The sequence below is a fragment of the Vagococcus sp. WN89Y genome, from assembly GCF_052220145.1.
In the GTDB taxonomy this organism is placed as follows: Bacteria; Pseudomonadota; Gammaproteobacteria; order Enterobacterales; family Enterobacteriaceae; genus Kosakonia.
The window spans coordinates 23,505-47,014 of the sequence record NZ_JBQPOM010000070.1; the positions used below are offsets into that span (position 1 = coordinate 23,505).

At 54.6% G+C, this 23,510-nt stretch carries 21 protein-coding genes; 8 read left to right on the plus strand and 13 right to left on the minus strand.

Features of this window, described 5'->3' with window-relative positions; all coding sequences use genetic code 11:
* Positions 1-38 precede the first annotated feature (38 nt).
* Positions 39-2,423 (minus strand): beta-N-acetylhexosaminidase, encoded by a 2,385-nt coding sequence (locus ACTU3N_RS20850; protein WP_443088041.1) that lies wholly within the window; start codon positions 2,421-2,423, stop codon positions 39-41.
* 441 nt (positions 2,424-2,864) lie between these two features.
* Here ACTU3N_RS20850 and treR point away from each other — a divergent pair, with 441 nt between their 5' ends.
* From treR to nrdG, 5 genes are all read left to right on the plus strand, one after another.
* On the plus strand, positions 2,865-3,812 hold the full coding sequence (gene treR / locus ACTU3N_RS20855; protein ID WP_443088042.1) for a trehalose operon repressor TreR: 948 nt from the start codon (positions 2,865-2,867) through the stop codon (positions 3,810-3,812).
* A 133-nt stretch (positions 3,813-3,945) separates the two neighbouring features.
* Positions 3,946-5,367 (plus strand): PTS trehalose transporter subunit IIBC, encoded by a 1,422-nt coding sequence (gene treB / locus ACTU3N_RS20860; protein ID WP_443088043.1) that lies wholly within the window; start codon positions 3,946-3,948, stop codon positions 5,365-5,367.
* Positions 5,368-5,418: 51 nt separating this feature from the next.
* A complete protein-coding gene (treC, locus tag ACTU3N_RS20865) occupies positions 5,419-7,080 on the plus strand; it encodes an alpha,alpha-phosphotrehalase (RefSeq protein ID WP_443088044.1) in 1,662 nt (553 codons plus the stop codon).
* Between the two features lie 379 nt (positions 7,081-7,459).
* Positions 7,460-9,595, plus strand: a complete 2,136-nt coding sequence (gene nrdD / locus ACTU3N_RS20870) for an anaerobic ribonucleoside-triphosphate reductase (RefSeq protein ID WP_443088045.1) — start codon at positions 7,460-7,462, stop codon at positions 9,593-9,595.
* Positions 9,596-9,913: 318 nt separating this feature from the next.
* On the plus strand, positions 9,914-10,378 hold the full coding sequence (gene nrdG / locus ACTU3N_RS20875) for an anaerobic ribonucleoside-triphosphate reductase-activating protein (RefSeq protein WP_443088046.1): 465 nt from the start codon (positions 9,914-9,916) through the stop codon (positions 10,376-10,378).
* Between the two features lie 12 nt (positions 10,379-10,390).
* Here the strand turns inward: nrdG and ACTU3N_RS20880 are convergent, their stop codons facing one another.
* Positions 10,391-11,311: an AraC family transcriptional regulator gene (locus ACTU3N_RS20880; protein WP_443088047.1), complete on the minus strand. Its 921-nt coding sequence runs from the start codon at positions 11,309-11,311 to the stop codon at positions 10,391-10,393.
* A gap of 105 nt (positions 11,312-11,416) precedes the next feature.
* Between ACTU3N_RS20880 and ACTU3N_RS20885 the strand changes: the two genes are divergently transcribed.
* Positions 11,417-12,250, plus strand: a complete 834-nt coding sequence (locus ACTU3N_RS20885) for an oxidoreductase (protein WP_443088048.1) — start codon at positions 11,417-11,419, stop codon at positions 12,248-12,250.
* Here the strand turns inward: ACTU3N_RS20885 and ACTU3N_RS20890 are convergent, their stop codons facing one another.
* From ACTU3N_RS20890 to pmbA, 11 genes are all read right to left on the minus strand, one after another.
* The gene (locus tag ACTU3N_RS20890) at positions 12,251-14,161 is read right to left on the minus strand and encodes a BglG family transcription antiterminator (RefSeq protein ID WP_443088049.1); all 1,911 of its coding nucleotides are present in this window, start codon (positions 14,159-14,161) and stop codon (positions 12,251-12,253) included. It lies immediately after the preceding gene.
* Positions 14,162-14,385: 224 nt separating this feature from the next.
* Positions 14,386-15,126, minus strand: a complete 741-nt coding sequence (dagF, locus tag ACTU3N_RS20895; protein ID WP_443088050.1) for a 2-dehydro-3-deoxy-phosphogluconate aldolase — start codon at positions 15,124-15,126, stop codon at positions 14,386-14,388.
* Positions 15,123-16,241, minus strand: a complete 1,119-nt coding sequence (locus tag ACTU3N_RS20900; RefSeq protein ID WP_443088051.1) for a DgaE family pyridoxal phosphate-dependent ammonia lyase — start codon at positions 16,239-16,241, stop codon at positions 15,123-15,125. The genes dagF and ACTU3N_RS20900 overlap by 4 nt, the downstream gene beginning before the upstream one ends.
* The gene (locus tag ACTU3N_RS20905; protein WP_443088052.1) at positions 16,225-17,358 is read right to left on the minus strand and encodes an amidohydrolase/deacetylase family metallohydrolase; all 1,134 of its coding nucleotides are present in this window, start codon (positions 17,356-17,358) and stop codon (positions 16,225-16,227) included. Before ACTU3N_RS20905 ends, ACTU3N_RS20900 begins: the two co-directional genes overlap by 17 nt.
* Positions 17,359-17,400: 42 nt before the next feature.
* Entirely contained in the window at positions 17,401-18,042 is a 642-nt protein-coding gene (locus tag ACTU3N_RS20910; RefSeq protein WP_443088053.1) for a DUF4310 family protein, read from the minus strand.
* A 9-nt stretch (positions 18,043-18,051) separates the two neighbouring features.
* Entirely contained in the window at positions 18,052-18,828 is a 777-nt protein-coding gene (locus ACTU3N_RS20915) for a DUF4311 domain-containing protein (RefSeq protein ID WP_443088054.1), read from the minus strand.
* Between the two features lie 50 nt (positions 18,829-18,878).
* Positions 18,879-19,175 carry a DUF4312 family protein gene (locus tag ACTU3N_RS20920; protein ID WP_443088055.1) on the minus strand — a complete coding sequence of 99 codons (297 nt, stop codon included), beginning with the start codon at positions 19,173-19,175 and terminating at the stop codon, positions 18,879-18,881.
* 2 nt (positions 19,176-19,177) lie between these two features.
* On the minus strand, positions 19,178-19,540 hold the full coding sequence (locus tag ACTU3N_RS20925; protein ID WP_079775591.1) for an SFCGS family glycine-rich protein: 363 nt from the start codon (positions 19,538-19,540) through the stop codon (positions 19,178-19,180).
* A 10-nt stretch (positions 19,541-19,550) separates the two neighbouring features.
* Positions 19,551-19,868: a PRD domain-containing protein gene (locus ACTU3N_RS20930; RefSeq protein WP_443088056.1), complete on the minus strand. Its 318-nt coding sequence runs from the start codon at positions 19,866-19,868 to the stop codon at positions 19,551-19,553.
* Between the two features lie 305 nt (positions 19,869-20,173).
* The gene (cybC, locus tag ACTU3N_RS20935) at positions 20,174-20,560 is read right to left on the minus strand and encodes a cytochrome b562 (RefSeq protein ID WP_443088057.1); all 387 of its coding nucleotides are present in this window, start codon (positions 20,558-20,560) and stop codon (positions 20,174-20,176) included.
* A gap of 54 nt (positions 20,561-20,614) precedes the next feature.
* Positions 20,615-21,955 (minus strand): metalloprotease PmbA, encoded by a 1,341-nt coding sequence (gene pmbA / locus ACTU3N_RS20940; protein ID WP_443088058.1) that lies wholly within the window; start codon positions 21,953-21,955, stop codon positions 20,615-20,617.
* A 107-nt stretch (positions 21,956-22,062) separates the two neighbouring features.
* Between pmbA and yjgA the strand changes: the two genes are divergently transcribed.
* Complete coding sequence (gene yjgA, locus ACTU3N_RS20945; RefSeq protein WP_443088059.1) at positions 22,063-22,617, plus strand: ribosome biogenesis factor YjgA; 555 nt, start codon at positions 22,063-22,065, stop codon at positions 22,615-22,617.
* Between the two features lie 129 nt (positions 22,618-22,746).
* Positions 22,747-23,445: a hypothetical protein gene (locus ACTU3N_RS20950; RefSeq protein ID WP_443088060.1), complete on the plus strand. Its 699-nt coding sequence runs from the start codon at positions 22,747-22,749 to the stop codon at positions 23,443-23,445.
* The last annotated feature ends 65 nt before the right edge of the window (positions 23,446-23,510 follow it).

Below are 23,510 nucleotides of genomic sequence, written 5' to 3' on the forward strand. Positions count from 1 at the left end.
TTCATCAGCAATAAAGGCAGCTTCGGCTGCCTTTTTATTTACCGCTTGCCAGCCGCCTGGAGCAGTTTCTCCAGTGGGTACACCGCTGCAACCACGACTTCGTCCTGAATTTCCGCCGCACTGTCCAGCTCGCGCTGAATAGAGACTTTTTCCGACTCGTCAAGCACACCCTGCCGCGCCAGCAAATCCGTCAGCCGCATCCCCATCGACGCCAGCTTATCGACCTGGTGGATAACAGGCGTTATCGCCCGCAGCTGATAATTACGCTCGCTGAGCGCCAGCGCCTGCTGCGTGTTGTTCTGCCAGAGCGTAAAAAGCTGGCGTAGCGCCGCTGCGCTGTCCTTATCGTTAGCATCACTGACCAGCCGCTCCACCCTGAAATTCATCTGGCGAACGGTAGTGCTCTCGGCGGGCAATGCGTCAACAAAACGGTTAAGCGGTTCAAATTGATGGTAATTACCCGCCTGGAACTTCAGGTGATTACGCGTGTAATAGTGCGCGGGTTCCACCGCCTGCGCCAGAATTTGCAACGGCAGAATATCAGCGCTGTTTGCCAGGCGGATAAACTGAACCTGCTGCTGGCTGTGTTGCTGCAAGCCAACAGACACCGCCGACCAGCTATCCATCGCCTGAAGGCGGGTATACATGTTGCTGACATCCACCACATCCTGTGCTGACCATAGCCGCTCCGCCACCGCAAAAGCGCGGGGCCAAAGTTTGATATCCAGCACCGGCGCGGCCACATTTTCCGCCCACAGCGCAACTTCACCGCCCAGCAGATTGTCCTGCTGGCTGGCATCCGGCACCGCTGGCGCAATACCCGGCGGCACCGTATTTAAGCGAGTTCCGGTGACCGGATAACGTACGTTGCCCAGCAGAAAATAGCCGTCGAGTTTATCTGCGTTGAGCGTCAGCACCGGGCGCGTTTCGCTCATCCAGGTATCGACGGAAAAAGTGACCTGATTTTCGCTGCGCCAGACGATATTTTGCACGGCCCGGCGCGACTTACCGTCGAAATCAATAAACCCTCGCCAGCCAGTTTCCCCCTTGACCAGCGTAAAACTGCCCGTAACCGGGCTGCCTTTCAGGCGCGGCATAGAAAATGACCAGCTCCGGGGATGGTCAGTCGCGCTCAGTTTGTCCACACCGTTTAAGCCCTGCGGCACCAGCTCGTTACGGTAGTGATATGCGCTATATTGCGGCTGATCGAGGTAAAAACCGGTAGAAAGTATCCCTTTGTAGCCTTTTTTAGCGACCTCACCCAACGCATCCTGCCCCTGCCAGGACTGGATCAGAATGCTTTTGGGCAGCGAAGGATGGTAAATTTCATCCCACCCCACCATTTTCCGCTGATGCTTTTCAAGGATTTTTTCCAGCTTACGGTTGAACCAGGCCTGCAATGCGTGGCTGTCCGCCAGATTGTTTTGCTGCATAAACTGCTGGATAGCCGGGTTGTTTTTCCACTGCGTATCATCCACTTCATCGCCGCCAATATGCACCCAGGGATCGGGGAAGATAGCCGCCAGTTCGCTGACGATCGTCTCTGCAAAGCGATATGTTTCTTCTTTTGTGGGATCAAGTACCGGTTTCAGCACGCCCCACTGGCGCGCCATCGTATACGGCCCCGGCGCGCTCATCAGTTCCGGGTACGCCACGGCAATGGCTGAAGCATGCCCCGGCATATCAATTTCCGGCACAACGCGAATACCGCGCGCGGTGGCATAACGCACGACCTCGCGCATCTCTTCGGCGCTGTAATACAGACCGTCGCTGGCAAGCTGCGTTAGCTTTGGATACTGCGCTGAAGCGAAGCGCCAGCCCTGGTCATCCGCCAAATGCCAGTGCAGAACGTTCAGTTTTGCCGCCGCCATGCCGTCAATCTGCCGTTTGATATCGGCAACAGGCAGAAAATGACGCGCCGAATCAAGCAGCACGCCTCGCCAGGGAAAGCGCGGCGAATCTTCAATCGTCACCCACGGCAACGCGCTATTCTCTGCCCCGTTTTGTATTAATTGCAGTAAGGTTTCCATACCATGCAGCGCGCCAAAACGGCTATTCGCCGCGAGCGTGACGCCGCGGGCATCCACCGTCAGCGTGTAGCTTTCGTCACTGTCTGGCTCAGGTTGCGGCGCAACTTTTTGGGCGATAATAATATTAATATCAGCATGTTGTGATTTATTATCCGCAGGTTGCAGCGTCCAGCCCGTTTGCTGTGCAATGCGCGCCCGCAGCCGGTTCGCTGCATCGTCAAGCGTGTCGCCCGTGATGCGAACCGACACGCGATCGTTTAACACCAGCATCCCTGGTGTGGCAGGAGACTCCACTTTTGTGGGCCACGGCATCAGCGGCAACTCCCCTGCGGGCGCGCCAAAGGCAGAAAAACCAAGCAGCAGCCCGGCAGTTAATACGCTGTAACGTAACATGAATGTTCCTTATTCGCCTGTCGGTGCAGACGCTAAACTCGCGAGCCGGAGGAAGTAAACATTTTGTTAACATGGGCATATTTTACCGTCAAGCGCAGGGGATGACCGGGATCACAGGTCGGGCAAATTGAGACAATACCCGCAATGACTTTACAGTTCGTGAAAGCAAGGCTGGGATAACCGGCAAAGAAAGCGACATGCGAAGCGGGTTCATGTTTTCACAGCGCTTTGATATAAATACAAAATATAAATATGATGAGTAATATACGTGCGCTAAATTTAATCAAACCTACGCACAATGATACGCAATTTACTGGCAGCGCACGGTGTCACCTCCCCCTAAGAAGTGTATAAACCAGATATTACTCATTGTTGTAATATATGTTCCGGTGCAAAACTTGCCCATTCTTCGAACCGTGATTCAGGAACCTGATAGAACATATGCAAAACCGGCTGACGATCAAAGACATTGCGCGATTAAGCGGCGTGGGGAAATCCACGGTTTCTCGCGTACTGAACAATGAAAGCGGCGTAAGCCAGCGCACGCGCGAGCGCGTAGAAGCGGTGGTGAATCAGCACGGTTTCTCCCCTTCCCGCTCTGCCCGCGCCATGCGGGGCCAAAGCGACAAAGTCGTGGCCATTATTGTTTCCCGTCTGGATTCGCTGTCTGAAAATCTCGCCGTGCAAACCATGCTGCCCGCCTTTTATGCGCGGGGCTATGACCCTATCATGATGGAAAGCCAGTTTTCGCCGCAGCTGCTGGAAGAACACCTTGAAATGCTGCGCCATCGAAATATTGACGGCGTGGTGCTGTTTGGTTTCACCGGTGTACCGGAAAAAGTGCTGACGGCCTGGCAGTCGTCGCTGGTGCTGCTTGCCCGCGACGCTAACGGCTGCTCTTCGGTCAGCTACGATGACGACGGTGCGATTGGGCTTTTGATGGGCAAGCTTTACGAGCAAGGCCACCGCCATATCAGTTATCTTGGCGTGCCCCACACGGATATCACCACCGGCAAGCGCCGTCACGAAGCCTATCTGGCATTTTGCAAAACGCACCAGCTTGCGCCGCAATCGGTGCTTCCCGGCCTTGCGATGAAGCAAGGTTACGAGCATGTCGCGGATGTCTTGACGCCAAAAACCACAGCACTGGTCTGTGCAACCGATACGCTGGCCATCGGCGCCTGCAAATATTTGCAGGAACAACGCATAGAAAACCTTCAGCTTGCCAGCGTCGGCAACACCCCGCTGATGAAATTTCTCCACCCGGAAATTATCACCGTCGATCCCGGTTATGCGGAAGCAGGCCACCAAGCCGCAGCACAGTTAATTGAACAGGTAAATGGACGCGCTGAACCGCGTCAGATACTGATCCCCGCCAGACTCGCCTGAGATCTTTTTTGGATGTCATACAGATAATTGTGATCTTTACCTGATTTCGGGAACGTTCCCATTTTCAAAAAGTTAACCCACGGTTACGCTCATCAGCGGTCACTACGCATCATTTCTCACCCCGAGAGGCATCATGATGAGCAAAGTTAAACAATCCGACATTGACAGTCTGATCGCACTGGTGGGCGGGCGCGAAAACATCGCCACCGTCAGCCACTGTATTACGCGGTTACGCTTCGTGTTGAACAATCCGGCTTTAGCCTCCCCTAAAGCTATTGAAGCGTTACCGATGGTCAAAGGCTGCTTTACCAATGCCGGGCAATTCCAGGTAGTGATCGGCACAAATGTGGGCGATTACTACCAGGTTCTTTGCAGCACTACTGGTCTGGCCCATGCTGATAAAGAGCAGGCGAAACAGGCCGCCCGGCAAAATATGAAGTGGCACGAACGCCTGATCTCCCACTTCGCCGAGATCTTCTTCCCGCTGCTGCCTGCGTTAATCAGCGGCGGTTTGATCCTCGGCTTTCGTAATGTGATAGGCGACGTACCGATGAGCAATGGCCAGACGCTTGCGCAGATGTACCCCCCGCTAAAAACGCTATATGACTTCCTGTGGCTTATCGGCGAAGCAATCTTCTTCTATTTACCGGTCGGGATCTGCTGGTCGGCGGTGCGCAAGCTTGGCGGCACGCCAATCCTGGGGATTGTGTTAGGCGTCACGCTGGTTTCACCGCAGCTAATGAATGCTTACCTGCTCGGTGTGGATACGCCACAGGTCTGGGATTTCGGCCTGTTTACCATCGCGCAGGTGGGTTATCAGGCGCAGGTGATCCCGGCGCTGCTGGCAGGACTTGCGCTCGGCATGATTGAGACAAACCTCAAACGGCTGGTGCCGGATAACCTCTATCTGGTGGTGGTGCCGGTCTGCTCGCTGATGCTGGCGGTGTTTCTTGCCCATGCGTTTATCGGCCCGTTTGGCCGCCTGGTGGGCGACGGCGTGGCCTGGGCGGTGAAGCATCTGATGAGCGGCGGTTTTGCGCCCGTCGGCGCGGCGCTGTTCGGCTTCCTCTATGCACCGCTGGTGATAACCGGCGTGCATCAGACGACGCTTGCCATTGATATGCAGATGATCCAGAGCATGGGCGGCACGCCGGTATGGCCGCTGATCGCGCTGTCTAATATCGCCCAGGCATCGGCAGTGGTCGGTATTATTATCTCCAGTCGCAAATCGGGCGAACGTGAAGTCTCTGTTCCGGCGGCTATCTCTGCCTACCTCGGGGTGACAGAACCGGCAATGTACGGTATCAACCTGAAATACCGCTTTCCAATGCTGTGCGCCATGATTGGTTCTGGCCTGGCCGGGTTGTTATGCGGCCTGCAAGGCGTGATGGCGAACGGCATCGGCGTCGGTGGCCTGCCGGGCATCCTTTCGATACAACCTACCTACTGGCAAGTTTTTCTCCTCGCAATGGGCGTAGCGGTAATCATTCCGATGGCCCTGACCTCGTTCGTGTACTTGCGCAAGTCCCGCCTGGGCACCTTGCAGATTGTTTAGTCTTCTGTTTTTGGGGCGCATTGCGCCCCCCTTTTTTACCAGGAAAAAGCTATGAATACCCTTCCCCTTCCACACTGGTGGCAAAACGGTGTTATTTATCAGATTTACCCCAAAAGTTTCCAGGACACGACGGGCAGCGGCACGGGCGACTTGCGTGGGGTGATTGCTCGCCTCGACTATTTGCGCACCCTGGGGGTGGATGCTATCTGGCTGACACCGTTTTATATCTCCCCTCAGGTGGATAACGGCTATGACGTCGCCAATTACACGGCGATTGATCCGCTCTATGGCACGCTGGACGATTTTGACGAGCTGGTCACGCAGGCGCACCGGCGCGGGATCCGGCTGATACTGGATATGGTGTTTAATCACACCTCAACGCAGCATGTATGGTTCCAGGCCGCGCAAGACCCGCAAAGCCCGTATCGCTCGTTCTATATCTGGCGCGACGGCGAACCCACAATGCCGCCCAATAACTGGCAGTCGAAATTCGGCGGCAGCGCGTGGCGCTGGCATAGCCAGAGCAACCAGTACTATTTACATCTCTTCGCGCCTGAACAGGCAGATCTCAACTGGGAAAACCCGCTGGTGCGGCAAGAGCTAAAAAAGGTGTGCGACTTCTGGGCCGATCGGGGTGTTGATGGTTTACGGCTTGATGTGGTGAATTTAATCGCCAAAGATCAGGATTTCCCGAGCGATCCCGATGGTGACGGGCGTCGCTTCTACACCGACCTGCCGCGCACCCACGCTTTTTTACAGGAGATGAGCCGCGATGTGTTCCGCCCGCGCGAGCTGATGACGGTCGGCGAAATGTCCTCAACCACGCTGGAAAACTGCCAGCGTTACGCCGCGCTCGATGGCAGCGAACTTTCCATGACCTTCAATTTTCACCATCTGAAAGTGGACTACCCCAACGGTGAAAAATGGACGCTGGCCCGCCCCGATTTTGTGGCGCTTAAAGCGCTGTTTCGCAACTGGCAGCAAGGTATGCATAACGTGGCATGGAATGCGCTGTTCTGGTGTAACCACGATCAGCCTCGCGTCGTCTCACGTTTTGGTGAAGAGGGAGCATTGCGCGTACCCAGTGCAAAAATGCTGGCGATGGTGCTGCACGGTATGCAAGGCACGCCCTACATTTTTCAGGGCGAAGAGATAGGCATGACCAACCCGCACTTTTCACGCATCACCGACTATCGCGATGTGGAAAGCCACAATATGTTCGCCACGCTGCGCGCCGCCGGTCGCGATGGCGACGAACTGCTGGCTATCCTCGCCAGCAAATCCCGCGATAACGGGCGCACGCCCATGCAGTGGACTTCGCGAAAAAACGCCGGGTTCACCACTGGCGAGCCGTGGATTGACTTGTGCAATAACTATCGCGAGATCAATGTGGAGAACGCTATTGGTGACGTTGATTCGGTGTTTTATACCTATCAAACCCTGATTAGCTTACGCAAAACCTTGCCGCTGCTCACCTGGGGAGATTATGAGGATCTCCTGCCTGACCATCCGGGCTTGTGGTGTTACCGTCGGCAATGGCAGGGTCAGACACTACTGGTGGTGGCTAACCTGCTCCGAACCTGCCAGGTGTGGCAGCCCGCCGCCATGCCGGGGCGCTGGGAATTACTGCTCGGTAACTATGTCGAGGTCTCTCCCGCGCCCGGTGAAATGTCCTTACGCCCTTACGAAGCGGTGTGGTGGCTACAGCAGTAATTCACCCTCATAAAAACGTGGCAAAAACAGCAGGCATAAACTTGCTGTTTTTGCTGAATTTTTATCCACAAAAATATTCAGACTTGTCTGAAGCCTCTGACGCCCGTCCTCTGCGCCATCAGATTTTTACTTTGTTCCAGGTCAAAAAAAACGTAAACATGTTTGATGCAAATCACTATATATAGAACTTAGAATGCATCCCGGCCCTATATGTTGTATTAATCGACTAATATTCAAACAAGCAAGCCATTTTAGTTACGGCGCGCTCTGTGGATAAAAATGGCCAACATGGGACGAACTCACTGGTATTCGTAATGAATAAATTTCCGGTCAGCTCTTCCTTCATTGTGGATAACCTGTTTTCAAAGATGGAGTGATCATGACACCGCATGTGATGAAACGAGACGGCTGCAAAGTGCCTTTCAAATCAGAGCGCATTCAAGAGGCGATTTTGCGTGCAGCTAAAGCAGCGGGAGTCGATGACGCAGACTATTGCGCCACCGTCGCGGCAGTTATCAGTGAACAAATGCAGGGTCGCTCGCAGGTAGATATAAGCGAGATCCAGACTGCCGTAGAAAACCAGTTAATGTCCGGGCCGTATAAACAACTGGCGCGCGCCTATATTGAATATCGCCACGACCGCGATATCTCCCGTGAGAAGCGTGGTCGTCTCAATCAGGAAATTCGCGGGCTGGTGGAGCAGACCAACCCGGCACTGCTCAACGAAAACGCCAACAAAGACAGTAAAGTGATCCCGACCCAGCGCGACTTGCTGGCGGGGATCGTGGCGAAACACTATGCACGCCAGCACTTGTTACCGCGCGATGTGGTACTGGCGCATGAACGTGGCGAGATCCATTATCACGATCTGGACTACTCTCCGTTTTTCCCGATGTTTAACTGCATGCTGATCGATCTGAAAGGCATGCTCACCCAGGGTTTTAAAATGGGTAACGCGGAGATTGAACCGCCAAAATCCATTTCTACCGCTACAGCCGTGACCGCGCAGATCATCGCCCAGGTTGCCAGCCATATTTATGGCGGCACCACGATTAACCGTATCGATGAGGTGCTGGCACCGTTCGTTACCGCCAGTTTCGAAAAACACCGTAAGGTCGCGCAGGAGTGGCAGATCCCGGATGCGGACGGCTACGCGCATAGCCGCACAGAGAAAGAGTGCTATGACGCCTTCCAGTCGCTGGAATATGAGGTGAATACGCTGCATACCGCTAACGGTCAGACGCCGTTCGTCACCTTTGGTTTCGGTCTGGGTACCAGCTGGGAATCGCGCCTGATCCAGCAGTCTATTCTGCGTAACCGAATTGCAGGCCTGGGTAAAAACCGTAAAACCGCTGTGTTCCCGAAACTGGTGTTTGCTATCCGCGACGGTCTTAATCATAAGTTTGACGATCCGAACTACGACATCAAGCAGCTGGCGCTGGAATGCGCCAGCAAGCGTATGTACCCGGATATCCTCAATTATGATCAAGTAGTAAAAGTTACCGGTTCGTTTAAAACCCCAATGGGCTGCCGCAGTTTCCTCGGTGTGTATGAGGAGAATGGCGAGCAGATCCACGATGGGCGTAATAACCTTGGCGTTATCAGCCTGAACCTGCCGCGTATTGCGCTGGAGGCTAAAGGTAACGAAGAGGCCTTCTGGGCGCTGCTGGATAGCCGCCTGCAACTGGCGCGTAAAGCATTGATGACGCGTATCGCTCGCCTCGAAGGGGTGAAAGCGCGGGTCGCGCCTATTCTGTATATGGAAGGGGCGTGTGGTGTACGTCTGAATGCGGATGACGACATTTCTACCATTTTCAAAAATGGCCGGGCGTCTATTTCTCTGGGCTATATCGGTATCCACGAAACCATTAATGCGCTGTCTGGTAATCAGCATATTTATGATAGCGAAACGTTGCGGGCGAAGGGTATTGCTATCGTTGAGCGTTTGCGTAAAGCGGTGGATGAGTGGAAAGAGGAGACGGGTTACGGCTTTAGTCTGTACAGCACGCCGAGTGAGAACTTGTGCGATCGTTTCTGCCGCCTTGATACCGCCGAGTTTGGTGTTGTCGAAGGCGTAACCGATAAAGGGTATTACACCAATAGCTTCCATCTGGACGTTGAGAAGAAGGTGAATCCGTACGACAAAATTGATTTTGAAGCACCGTATCCGCCTTTAGCCAGTGGGGGTTTTATTTGCTACGGCGAGTATCCGAATATTCAGCATAATCTGCGGGCGCTGGAGGATGTGTGGGATTACAGCTATCAGCATGTGCCGTATTACGGTACCAATACGCCTATTGATGAGTGTTATGAGTGCGGTTTTACCGGCGAGTTTGCCTGCACCAGTAAAGGCTTTACCTGCCCGAAATGCGGCAACCATGATGCCTCCCGCGTGTCGGTGACTCGCCGCGTATGTGGTTATCTCGGCAGCCCTGACGCACGTCCGTTCAACGCCGGTAAGCAGGAAGAGGTCAAACGCCGCGTTAAACACCTGGGTAACGGGCAAATCGGCTAAATACCAGGCATTGTTTGGCCACAGAGCGAAATTTTTTCAAAGCAGATTATCCGGGAAATTTCGCAAAACAGTTGGCGTCATGACAAGGCGGCAAGTGAGCGTGTCCCGTGGAGCTTACATAAGTAAGTGACCCGGGCGCGCGAAAGCAGCCAACGCAGCCATGGCGTCAAATGTGCAGCGAAAATTCGCAAAACAAGTGGCGTCATGACAAGGCGGCAATTGAGCGAGTCCCGTGGAGCTTACATAAGTAAGTGACGCGGGCGCGCGAAAGCAGCTAACGCAGCCATGGCGTCAAATGTGCAGCGAAAAGGGATTGATATGAATTACCACCAATACTACCCCGTCGACATCGTCAACGGCCCCGGCACGCGCTGCACCCTGTTCGTTTCCGGCTGCGTGCACGAATGCCGCGGCTGCTATAACAAGAGTACCTGGCGTGTGGATTCCGGCGTGCCATTCACGCAGGAGATGGAAGATCAGATTATTGCGGATCTCAACGATACGCGTATTAAGCGCCAGGGGCTTTCGCTTTCCGGCGGCGATCCGCTGCACCCGCAGAACGTGCCGGAGATCTTAAAGCTGGTTACGCGCATCCGTGCTGAGTGCCCCGGCAAAGATATCTGGCTATGGACCGGTTATAAGATAGACGAGCTGAATGCGGCTCAGCGCGAGGTAGTGGATCTGATTAACGTTCTGATCGACGGCAAGTTCGTGCAGGATCTCAAAGATCCGATGCTTATCTGGCGCGGCAGCAGCAACCAAGTCGTCCATCACCTGCGTTGATATCGCTCTTCTTCAGTGCGATGAAATATATACCGATGCCGGATGAATCGGTGGTATCGCAAAACTTTTCTGCATGCGTTTCACCTCTTCGGCAGGCGACAGGCCAAAAAGCCGCTTAAACTCGCGGCTGAATTGCGACGGGCTTTCATACCCGACAGCATAACTTGCCGCAGCAGCGGTGACCTGCTGGCGAACCATCAACATCCGCGCCTGATGCAGGCGGACCGATTTAACGTACTGCATCGGCGGCATACTGGTTATCGCTTTGAAATGGCTGTGAAATGTCGGCACGCTCATCCCGGCTTCCAGTGCCAGCTGCGTCAGTTTTAACGGCTCAGTATAAGTCGCATGAATGCGCCGCAGCGCTTTGCTGATTTTGCCGAATTGCCCCTGCAACGCCAGCGCGGCGCGCATCGCTTTTCCCTGCGCTCCGGTCAATACGCGAAAATAGAGCTCGCGCACCCGCCCTGGGCCAAGAATTGCCGCCTCAGCAGGATTGCCAAGCACGTCCAGCAAGCGCAACACCGCACTTTTTACCGTCTCATCCATCGGGCTGGACATCATACTTTGCGGCGCGGCGTAAAACGTCGGCGTATCGTGCTGCTCAATTTGCAGCATCACCTCGGCGGCGAGCTGAAAATCGAGGTGCAGATAAATGGCGAGCAGCGGATGTTCTGCCGAGGCATCGGTTTCCATCACAAACGGTACCGGCACCGAGACCGCCAGGTAATGTTGCTCGTCATAAAGATAGATTTGCTGATTAAAATAACCTCGCTTGCTGCCCTGACAGACAATCACGACCCCGGGATCGTAAAGCACCGGCGTTCTGGCAAGGGGACGATCGGCGCGCAGAATACGCACGTCGGCAAGCGCAGTCAGGTTGTACCCCTCCTGCGGAGCGAGCGCTTTTAGTAATTCAACCATTGCCGACATTGCGCCTCCTCATAAGATCAGGCAATAAAAAGAGAAAAAATGGCCTAAAAATCCAGCAGCCTGCCGAATAGTATGCAACTTCCATATTCCACGGGAGTACGCGTTATGTCATCTGCAAAAACTGTCTTTATTACTGGCGTCAGCAGCGGCTTTGGACGGGCGCTAGCGCAGGAGGCGCTGTCTGCGGGCCACCGGGTCGTTGGTACCGTACGTAACCGCGAAGCACAACAGGTTTTCGAAGCGCTAAATACGCACCGGGCATTTGCCCGCCAGCTGGATGTCACGGACGTTGCGCGTTGCAACGAGGTGATTAACGAGATCGAAGCGACCCTCGGGCCAATTGATGTGCTGGTGAACAACGCGGGTTACGGCCATGAGGGCATCCTTGAAGAATCCCCGCTCGAACAGATGCGCCACCAGTTCGACGTCAATGTGTTTGGCGCGGTCACGATGATCAAAGCGGTGCTGCCGGGCATGCGCCAGCGCCGCCGCGGGCACATTATCAATATTACCTCAATGGGGGGTTTTATTACCCTGCCAGGTATCGCCTACTACTGCGGCAGCAAATTTGCGCTGGAAGGCATTTCTGAAACCTTAGGTAAAGAGGTGAAACCCTTTGGACTCCACGTGACGGCCGTCGCGCCAGGATCGTTTCGTACCGACTGGGCCGGGCGCTCGATGATCCGCACGCCTCGCGCGATTGCTGATTACGATGCGCTTTTCGATCCCATTCGCCAGGCGCGCGAGGCAAAAAGCGGTAAGCAACCTGGCGATGCCGTCAAAGCGGCGCGCGCCATTTTAACGATTATCGATAGCGACACGCCGCCTGCACATCTATTGCTCGGCAGCGACGCACTCACGCTGGTGCGGGAAAAGCTGGCAACGCTGAGCGCGGAAATCGATGCCTGGGAAACGCTGACCCGCTCCACCGACGGCTAATTAAAAACGGCTCACACACTCCATCGCCACCGCTTTGAAAGCAGCAAAATCTTTGCAGGCGCAAAGCCTGGCGGTGGCGCGCTCGCGCAGGAAGGTGACAAAAATATCGTAAATTGCCATCGCTTCTTCGTATTCGCTCTTACTTATCGCGAGCAAAAAGATAACGTGAGCCGTCTCTTCTCCCCATGAGATCCCTCCCGGAGCCAGCACGGTATATACCACCGTTTTTTTCGCCAGCAACCCCAGGGCGTGGGGCAGCGCGATACCTTCACCGAACATGGTGCTGACAATCGCTTCACGCTCAACAACCGATTCCAGAAACTCCGCATCGACAAAGCCCTCATCCTGTAGCTTCTCGCAGAGAGTTTTGAACAGCGTTTGCCTGTCCATCGCACCGTCGATAATGCAAAAATGCGCGGCATCAAAATATTTGTTCAGCATCCACGGGCGTGTTCTGTCCACCAGCACCAGTTTGCCAATCTGCTCTAACTGGTAATCCGTCGGGAACGGCGCGATCGTCACAACGGGCTTATCCTTTTCACGAATACGCGCGGTAGAAATAACAAAATCTTCGCTGAGATCGTCGCACTGCTCGTACTCACGCAGCGTCACCGTGCGAGTCACCACGATTTGGGGATACTTCCGCGCCAGCACCGCTTCAATCATACGCGCCATCGCATTGCCCGCATCGCACACCAGCAGCACGCGCGGCTGGCGCTGATAACCAATATTGTAATGACGCTCCAGACCAACGCCGATGTGCAGAACCAGGAAACCGACTTCGTTTTCGCTGATGGTGTAAGGCGTGTATTTTCCCCAGCTCGACACCGCCGCCAGCGTCATATCCCATGCCATCGGGTAGTGCTGTTTAATATTTTCCAGCAGCGGGTTCGGCAGCATTATCTGGTAGCGCACCCGTGTGATCATGGTTTTGATATGAGTCAGCAGGTCGGCGTGCAGTTGGGCATCATTTTGCAGATTGTAGTTATAGTGCGTATTGATATAGCCAAGAATATAATTTACCAGCGTTTCATCATCGTCAGCGCTGATGGCGCTCGGGGCAATCTCCTGCACTCGCCGCCCGGCGATTTGCACGCGTAACCAGTGTTCTTCCGCCGCAGCCTGCGGTTTACCAGCCAGTTGTTGCAACACGGCTGCGATATCCCGCGCCGCATTGCGCACGCTTTCGTCATCCTCCTCCGCGCTGAACTCCGGCAGCGGATAACCTTCGCTGATACGACGCACCGCAACCGCACAGTAGAGGCGAATAAACAGCTCTCCTTCATCGGTCAGGCGAATGTGATACTGGCTAAAACAGTCGTGCAGCACCGGCAGCAGCGCCTGCAAAACCTCAGCGTTAAGCGCCTCTTCCACAATCAGCGGATTGTGAATATTTTGCTGCGCCAGCTGCCACAATAAATCCGTCAGGCAGGTACGCAGCGCCATTTCGCTGCCGAACAGCTTCATGCCGTGGCGCGGGCGTGTTTCCAGCGTCAGGTGATAACGAGCAAACCACTCCCGCACGTCAGCCATATCATTTTGCAACGTAGCGCGGCTGACAAACCATTCATCCGCCAGGTCTTCAAGCTTGAGCGAAAACGCCGAAGTCAAAAAGCGCACCACCAGATAGTGCACGCGCTCCTGCCCGTTACGCGGTATGCGCAGCGCGCGCGGGCGCGCCGCCTGCAAATGCTGGTAACGCATCGCATCACTGATTTTAAGCTGATAACCACTGCCGCGGTTTAAGACAAACTGCGCGCCGTGATTTTCCAGCAAGGCATTGAGTGCGGTGATATCGGCCCGAACGGTACGTGTAGAGACAGACAACCGCTGCGCCAGTTCATCCTGCGGCAGCGTCTCGTTTTGCAACATCATAAAAAGTTGCGCTAAACGTTGGTTCGGGAATCGCAAATCAGTGTCCTCTCACAGCTCTGGTGCCGGGTGAAATAACGGGCTGCACCGGCGCGTAACCCGGCGCAAAGTGCACTGTGCCGCCCCCGACAATACGAAAACGCGTAATATTCACGGCACTGATTCAACACTTATCACCCCCACGCCTGGTTAGCAATGCTCAGAGAGCAGGGAGGTGACCCCTCGACCCCGACGATAACCGGTGCAAGGGGTAATGTGTACGGCTAGTTAAGCAGTTTGCGAGTGATCTCCAGCAATTTGCGTACATCTTCCGGGCGGGTGTTGCCGCTGGCTTTATCAATGATTGAGCTATAAATATGCGGAATAATTTTGCTGACCCCCGCGTCCAGCGCGATGTGCAGGATCTCGCCAAAATTATCCAGATCGATTCCGCCCGTTGGCTCCAGCCAAAAATCATGACGCGCGCAGGCGTTGGCAACAGCCAGGTACTCGTCGCGGCATTTCAGCCCGCCCATCGGGAAATACTTAATCGAGCTGCCGCCCATATCTTTTAGCAGCGCGATGGCTGTTTCTACCGGCACAATTGCATCGGCAGCCTGGCTGCTCAACGGCCCGGTGGAGATTTTCACCAGCCCCGGCGTACCGGTCGGGGAAACCAGACCATTAACCACGGTTTCGCTCTGCCCCAACAGCGCGCGGCTGGTTGCCACGCCGGTAAACACCTGGTTTACGTGCTGCGGCTGCACTTCGCGGGAGATGGCGCTCACCATCGCGGACTGGTTGGGATCGCCTGCGCCAAGCCCGACAGAGAGGGCGTTATCAATGCGCGCGGCGTACTCGCGCATATCCGCCACCGCGCTTGCCACGTCCGGGTAATTTTTCGACAACACCCCGACCAGCACATGCCCTTCTGCGGCTTCAAAAATCGCACTGGCGTTCTCTTTGCTGCCTGCCAGTACGTTCAGGCACACGCGGTGCTGGTAAAAGTTCGGCGTCAGTTTCATGCGGTTTGCTCCTTGTTGAGTTCTTCAGCGATGCGGTGGAAAACAATCTCCAGTTGCTCAGCGCTGACGCTGCGCACATCGGCTTCGATAATGCCTTCGTTGGCTTTATAACCACGAAAATAGATAGCGTATTGCCCCTGTTTCAGCGCGCTGACCAGCTCGCCGGTCGCGATGCCGGTGACGGCTTCATCGAATTTGATTTCGCTGCGTGCGATATCCCGCCCTGCGCTGTCCCATACCACGCGTGCGCTTACGCCTTGCAACGTATTGAGTTGCTCAATAAAAGGCGTCATTTTGCTCACCATCTCCGCCCCGCTCTCTTTCGTCGCGCTGAGATAGTGTTCAATGGCGCAGGTCAGGCCGAGAATGCCCTCTTTACCCACTTTCATGGCGCGGCCAATGCCCGCCGTCTGGCGCTTCACCCACTCGACATATTGCGTCTTGCCAATCACCAGCCCGCTCGTGGGCCCTTCAATGGCCTTCGCGCCGCTGTAGATAACTAAATCCGCACCCGCACGGTAGTAACATTGCAGGTCTTCTTCGGCGGCAGCATCCACGATAAGAGGCAAGTTGTGTTTGCGCGCCACCACCACTGCCTGCTCCACGCTGAGCATGCTTTTCTGCACACAATGGTGCGACTTTATGTAAAGGATTGCCGCCGTGCGGGGCGAGATGGCGGCAGCCAGCTGATCGACTGAACACTCGTTGGCATAGCCCGCTTCCACCACTTTGCCGCCGCCCAGCGCCACCATCGTGCCGACCGGCGCGCCGAAGTTCACGTTGTGCCCACGCGGCAGCACGATTTCGTTGTTCTCAATCGTTGTGCTGTGCAGGTTTTCCAGCAGCCAGTCGCTCTCTTTGACCAGCACGGCAGCCACGGACTGGGCGATGCCTGCCGAGGCGCACGAGACAACCGTCGCGCTCTCCACATCCAGCAGTTTTGCGATGTACGCCCCGGTTTTATTCACCAGGTCTTTCATTTCAAAGTAAAGATTCATGCCGCTAACTACCGCATCCACCACTTCCGGGCGTGGCGTGGAAACCCCCAGCGCAGTCATACGACCGGAAGCATTAATCACCTGTTTTAATTGATACTTATCATAAATCGAAGGCATTTTCTGCGCTCCCTTGTTCGGTTAAATAGCCCTGGCCTGCGCGGATCACGGCCAGCGGCGTGAGCAACTGTTCAGCGTGCAAACTCTCCTGCTCAGCATCGGTAAACAGCACCGGCTGGCGACGCAGGTCGAACAGGGTCAGATCCGCATCGTAACCCACCGCCAGGCGGCCTTTTTGCTTCAGGCGCAACACCTCTGCGGCGTGTTCGGTGACACAGGCAATCACCTGCGGCAAAGAGAGGCCAATGGCGAGAAACTTAGACATCACGTGCGCCAGCGAGCGCACCGGGCCATTGATACGGTTGCGGCAATAAATATCCGAGCTGATGGTATGCGGAAGGATACCCAGGCTGATGGCCTGCTTCGCCACGGCAAAACTAAAGCTGGCGCCGCCATGCCCGACGTCTAAGCGCACGCCACGGGCTAACGCCCTGGAGACAGAAGCGCGCAGCGCGCCTTCCGGGGACAAAATGCGGTTAGGTTTACCGTTATAGCAGTGGGTGATGATGTCGCCGGAGGTTAACAGCTCCGCGATGTCGTCAAGGTTTGGCGGGTTGTTGCCAATATGCACCATCAGCGGCAGGCCGCCGCTCTCTTTCTGGATAGCCTTCGCGCACTCAAGCGGAGCGATACCGTTTTCACCGACCACGCTGCTGCTCATGCGTGCTTTTAAACCGACGATAAAATCCGGGTGGCGCGTTAGCGCATCGCGTACCGCCCCGGCATCGATATTGTTCATATTGGCCAGTTCGTTTTGCGCGATAAGCCCCACGCGGGAAATATTCAGCAATGCGTAGACGTCCGTCACCGCCTGGCGGGTGATGGCGTAGAAATCATCCACGTCATCCGCGCCGGTGCTGCCCGCGTCAATCACCGTGGTGACGCCGGTCGCAATGCCGACGCTGTCCGGCTGGTCATGGTAGATAGGCGAGTTGGCGTAGCAGTGTACGTGGGCGTCAATCCACCCGGCGCTCACATAGTGCTCCGCGTGCAGGTCGATGACTTTGCTGGCCGGGCTGTGAATGTCGCCCAGCGCGGCGATTTTCCCGGCGTTGATGGCAATATCCGTGATCGTATCGTCCACCAGACGCGCCCGGCGCAGGAGTAAATCAAACATGCGTATCTCCAGTGATAACGGGCGCCGCAGCGCCCGTAGAGGTCAAAGGGCTACCGGGAAGATTGAACCCAGCAGCATCGCACCAAGGATTGCGCCCCCGGTGATGGGTTTTTGCCAGATGTAGAACAGCAGCGCGCCAATCAGCGAGCCAATACCGATAGGGATAGAGGCGGTCATCGCGCTGAGGATAATCAACGGCCCGAGAAAACGACCCGAAGCATTGCCCGCGCCCATCATCACATCGGCACCGTAGGTCGAGTCGCTCTGGTTGATGGTGAACTTACGCGCGAGGATTATCAGGTAGCCAATGGCCAGGCCAATCACCAGACCGGTTACCAGCGACGCGATAAAGTTTTCCACCGGAAACACCAGACCCGCGCCCAGTAGCAGCGCAGGCACGCCCAGCCCAACGCCGGTCTGAATTGCGCCGCCAATATCCAGAATCCCCACTAACGAGCCTTCAATAATGCGGGCAAACAGGAAGCTGGCACCGAAGGCGGCAACCGCGCCGTACACGCCGGTATCCATCCCGGCACGCAGCATGGAGACGAAAGCCACTTCGTTAAAGGCACCGATGCCGTACAGGTAGTACATATGCGTCCCGGCGAAAACGCCGGATGAGAGCAGGCCAACGAAGATCGGGAAAGACCAGTCGGCGTACCAAAAACCTTTATTCTGTTCCATCTCGGCTCCTTATTTGCCGCTGAGCGAGTTGTGGATGAGCTCCAGCCAGTTCGGCGCGCTCAGGTGGAAAGACTCGATCATTTTCAGATCGAAACCGCGGAAGAAAGCGCTCAGCACGAACAGGGCCACAATGGCCGTCATCATCACTTTGGTGACGCGGTTCCAGCCGCTCTCTTCAACGCCTTTGCCAATCAGGATGCCGAGCACCAGACCCGGTACGGCGTTGCCCATGATAAGCTGTGCCGCGCCGCCAAAAATCGTGGCCCAGAAGCCCGACTTCTTGCCCGCATCAATCGCCGCCAGCCAGAAAATCACCGGCATCACGGTGTTTACCAGCAGGTTTGCTGCCGGAACCAGCACTTTCACCGCCGTCACTTGCAGCGCCGCCGGAACAGAAGACGCCGTCAGGTTAAGGAAGGTGACGACGATCATGCCTATCAAACCACAGGCGATAGCCATCTTTTTCGGACAGTGCAGGGTTTCGCCGACGTTACGGTTTTTGACCATCAGCGCCGCCGCGCCCCAGTTCGGGATAATGCGGTGGTCAACGTCCTGGGTGAAGGAACCCGCCGCAACGGAGGAAGCCCAGGCGTTAAAAAAGAAGCCCAGGCCAAAGGAGAAGTGCGATGCCGGATCGCCTTCGCAGGAATTCAACTCCCCTAGTGTACGAAACGCGCCCATTCCCTGGGTGGTTGGCGCATGAAACATGCGTGCAGCCCCTGCGCCAACACCGACGCCAACCAGGCCGCCGATGATGAGCGATTTTATTAGTATGATTAAGAACATCTGTCTGCCCTCTTCTATCTGCGGTAAACAACCCACGGGTATGCGTTGAGTTATTTCGTGACGAAATCCACTTTATCGAGATTGATGGCGGTCACGTTGACGGTTACGTCCAGCTCCACGCTGTACGCCCGTCTTTCGCGGCGCAGAAAGAGAAATAAAAACGCCTCTTTCCGCGTCGTTTCATGCGCACGAACGACCTGCACCTCCTGTGGCTCAATACGCAATAAAATATGCGGCGATGCCTTCATCACCGCGGCCTGCACATGGTTCAACGCATCGGCGAAGGCGCGCGCTTTGGCCTCACCCTTCCCCTTTACCCTGACCGTGGTGGTGAACTGTTCTTTCATGGTTACGCGCCGTATTTTTTCTGCCACGCTTGCACCAGACGCTCGCCTAACTCTTCTTTATCCATAAAACCGAAACCCAGCACGTTGCAGCCTTCATTGATGGCGGTAACGCCTTCGTCTACGGAACGCATGCCGTATTTCGCTTTGTAGCCATATTTGTTCTGCGCGGTAATGGCGCCTGCGCCGCCGCTGCCGCAAAAAGAGATGCCGAAGGTGGCATTTTCAGTCTTCATGACATCGCCCAGCTTCATGTCTGCGGCAACGCCGGGTACGACCACCGCGCGGCCGCCTGCTTTTTCCACACCTGCGGCGACTTTCTGGCCTTTACCCAGACGATCGCCAATCACTACGGTAATCTGTTCCATCGTTTACTCCTTAAAGGTTGTCTTTCGCCACTTCGAAGTGCACCGACAAAAGCCAGGCCTCTTCTTGTGGGAGATTGCCAAACGCGGCGACCACTTGGTGGGCAAGATCCATCGATTCTGGCGAGATTTCGTCAAACAGACTGGCGTCTACTTCCGGCAGCGGCTCGCCGGTCACCGACCGGTGCGCCATCGCGCGGACATGAGAGGTCAGCATCTGCTGCTGTACCGCGTTCGGCGCAATGTTGTGATGGCCGAGCAGGGTATACACCTGTGTCAGCATCCGTTCGGCGAGCGTTGCCGTCTGCTCTGCCTTCTGTGCGTCATTCATTACCGCTTCGTTATCCACACGTCTAACCCCATTGATGACTTCAGGATAAAACTAGCCGTGCAGGTTAAGAGTTTGTAGCGAGGAGTTTTCCACTTCGAAGTGGAAAGGAGACAGGCATTAGTGATCTGCGCCACAGAAACGGGCGTCTTAGCCATATTTCACTGTATCGGGGTCACAGCTTTGATGAAAAATTGTGAAGAAGCACGCAATCTGCAGAACAAAAAGAGCGCGAACAAAAAGAGAAAAGTGTGATGTGAATAAGCTTCGCTTATGAGAAAGCGGGACGTTTGCCCCGCTCTGAATGCTTAGCGAAACTTCTTGTGGTAAGTATTGCGGGTATCGGCCAGTGATTTTGCTGCTGCCTGTGCTTCTTTAACCTTGCCTTCGTTAACCAGCTTCAGCGCGCCGTCTATCTGACCCACCAGGATATCAAAGCCCTGGCGGAACTCTTTCATCTCCGGGCTATCGGCGGGTTTATCTTCCAGTTTTGGCGGCGTGGCTTTTTGCGCATCCAGCGCGGCGGCGCGCATATTGCTCAGCGCCTCTTTTAATTCAGCCGCGTCGCTGGTTTTCTGCACCACTTTATAGTTCTGGTTGAGGGTATCCATATCCTCTTCAAGATCGGCTGCAAACGCCGCCGATCCAACAAACAACGATGACACAGCAAGGATCGCTAACAGGTTTTTACGCATTGCTCACTTCCTTTTTATTAATTACGCGAAAGCCGTAGCACAGACGCCACGGAATTACTGCCCGGCGATTTTCATCTCCGGCAACAACACTGAACCACACTGGATATTGCTTCGCAGCTCAATATCATCTGCAATGGTAACGATATTGCGCCACATATCTTTAAGGTTGCCCGCAATGGTTATCTCGCTGACCGGATACTGGATTTCGCCGTTTTCTACCCAGAAGCCCGATGCGCCGCGAGAATAGTCGCCGGTAATACCGCTGACACCTTGCCCCATCAGCTCGGTGACCACAAGCCCGGTACCCATCTCTTTGAGCAGTTGTGCGAAGCTTTTTCCGCACCCGGCGATACGCCAGTTATGGATTCCGCCCGCGTGCCCGGTGCTTTTCAGCCCCAGTTTGCGCGCAGAGTAGTTGGTCAGCAGCCACTGCATCAGCACGCCATCTTTCACGATATCGCGGCGCTCGGTGCGCACGCCTTCGCTATCAAACGGAGTGGATGCCAGGCCTTTAAGCAGATGCGGATGCTCTTCGATGGTCAACCATTCTGGCAGGATTTGCGTGCCCAGCGAGTCCAGCAGGAAGGTGGACTTGCGATACACCGCGCCACCGGCAATCGCCCCGACCAGGTGGCCAAAAAGCCCGGTCGCCACTTCGTGGGCAAAAATGACCGGTGCTTTCATGGTGGGCAGTTTACGCGGCGAAAGGCGAGAGAGCGTACGCTTTGCGCACTCATCACCTACCCATTCCGGCGTTTGCAGATCGCTAAGCGCGCGAGCGATGGTGTAGGCGTAATCACGCTCCATGTCGCCGTTTTCTTCTGCGATCACGCAGCTTGAGAGCGAGTGGCGGGTAGAGCAGTAGCTTTGCAGCATACCGTGGCTGTTACCGAACACTTTGATGCCGTAGTGGCTGTTAAAGCTGCCGCCTTCGGTATTGGTGATGCGTTTGTCTGCCTTCAGTGCGGTTTGCTCCGCACGCGCGGCCCATTCGATGGCTTCATCCGGCGTGACTTCCGCCGGGTGGAACAGGTCGAGATCCGGCGCGTCGAATGCCAGAAGATCTTTTTCCGCCACGCCAGCACAAGGGTCTGGCGAGGTATAGCGCGCGATATCCAGCGCCGCCTGCACGGTACGGGCAATCGCCTGAGGGCTTAAGTCGGTGGAGGACGCGCTGCCTTTGCAATTGTTGAGATAGACGGTGATGCCCAGCGCGCCGTCGCTGTTGAATTCTACATTCTCCGCTTCACCATAGCGGGTGCTGACGCTGATGCCAGTGGTTTTGCTGACCGCCACTTCCGCACCATCCGCTTTGCCTGAGGCTAACTCCAGCGCTGTAGAGACGGCTTCTTCCAGTGCTTTGCGTTGTTGTGCAACTTGTGTGATTACGTTCATCAATAATGCCATAATTAAAGGAGAGAATATTTGAAGTCTAACAGAGAACCGTTTTTCAGTGCGCGCCTTAACTGGTAACATTAGCCTCTTTTTTTAAGGAGCCTGAGATGACAAAGCAGCCCGACGACTGGCTCGACGACGTGCCCGGTGATGATATTGAAGACGAAGATGATGAAATCATCTGGGTCAGTAAAAGTGAAATAAAGCGCGATGCTGAGGAGTTAAAGCAGCTTGGCGCAGAAATGGTTGATCTTGGTAAGAACGCGCTGGATAAGCTGCCGCTCGACCAGGATTTGCGTGACGCCATCGAACTGGCGCAACGTATTAAGAAAGAGGGCCGCCGCCGTCAGTTGCAGTTGATTGGTAAATTGCTGCGCCAGCGCGATGTGGAGCCAATCCGCCAGGCGCTGGATAAGCTCAAAAACCGTCACAACCAGCAGGTGGCCTTTTTCCATAAGCTGGAGCATCTGCGCGATCGTCTGATTGAAGAAGGCGACGATGCGGTGCCGGAGGTGCTGAACCTGTGGCCTGACGCCGATCGCCAGCAGTTGCGCTCGCTGATTCGCAATGCGAAGAAAGAGAAAGAAGGCAACAAGCCGCCGAAGTCGGCGCGTTTGATCTTCCAGTATCTGCGCGAACTGGCCGAGAATAGCGAGGCCTGATCTTATTCACACCCTCTCTACAAAGAGAGGGTGTCATTGAATTGATTTATGATATTCACCAAAAACATTTAGTGGCATTATAAGTGTGTTTCTCCTCAATATATTATTTTATTAAAAGCACACTGACTCATGAAAATCTGCAATACTTTTTTTACGAAGGTTTCACATACTTTTCAGGGCAAACACGTTAAAGGTATAAGAAACACTTTCAACAATTTACTTTCTAAAGTTTCTGGCATCAAAAATAACAATGAAAATTTAAGAACTCAGCCAGCCAAATATTTCAAATGCTTTTCTAATGATTATGATTCGAACCTTAAGTTTAATTACCAAACAGGGTTTCTTAGCCATTTCGGACGTTATCAAGAGCCAGCTATTTTTATCCACGGAAGCGGTACACATTATGAAAACGGAAAAGGCATTGTTTATTCCAAAGGCATAACTGTCGACAATAAAAACCTTGCAGGAGAAAGTGCGGTTGATAGCTATTTAAGCATAAAGGACTTTGTTGCTACGGTAAAAAAAGATTTTAGCCTCGATCTGCACCGCACAGGCAACACTGGAACCAATCCTTTGCACTTAATATGCTGCTTCTCCGGGAGTTTCCGCGCGGATTCGATAGCAGGAGAGCTATCAAGAGAACTGGAAAGAAGCGTAGTAACCTATGGCGATAATAGTCCTGTCGAAATCTTCGGTAAATTAATAGATACAATGGATGAAAGGACGCGTGTTTATTCACCTGATAAGAGATATCCCAACGGAATTTTAAAACCGTTAAAGCCAATTATTCATTTCCCGGATAACAAACCGGGGCAAATCAGAGAATAACGCCACGTTTTCATCGTCCTGCCGCCTCATACAATTTTGCCCCGGTTTTTTATCGTATGACGATA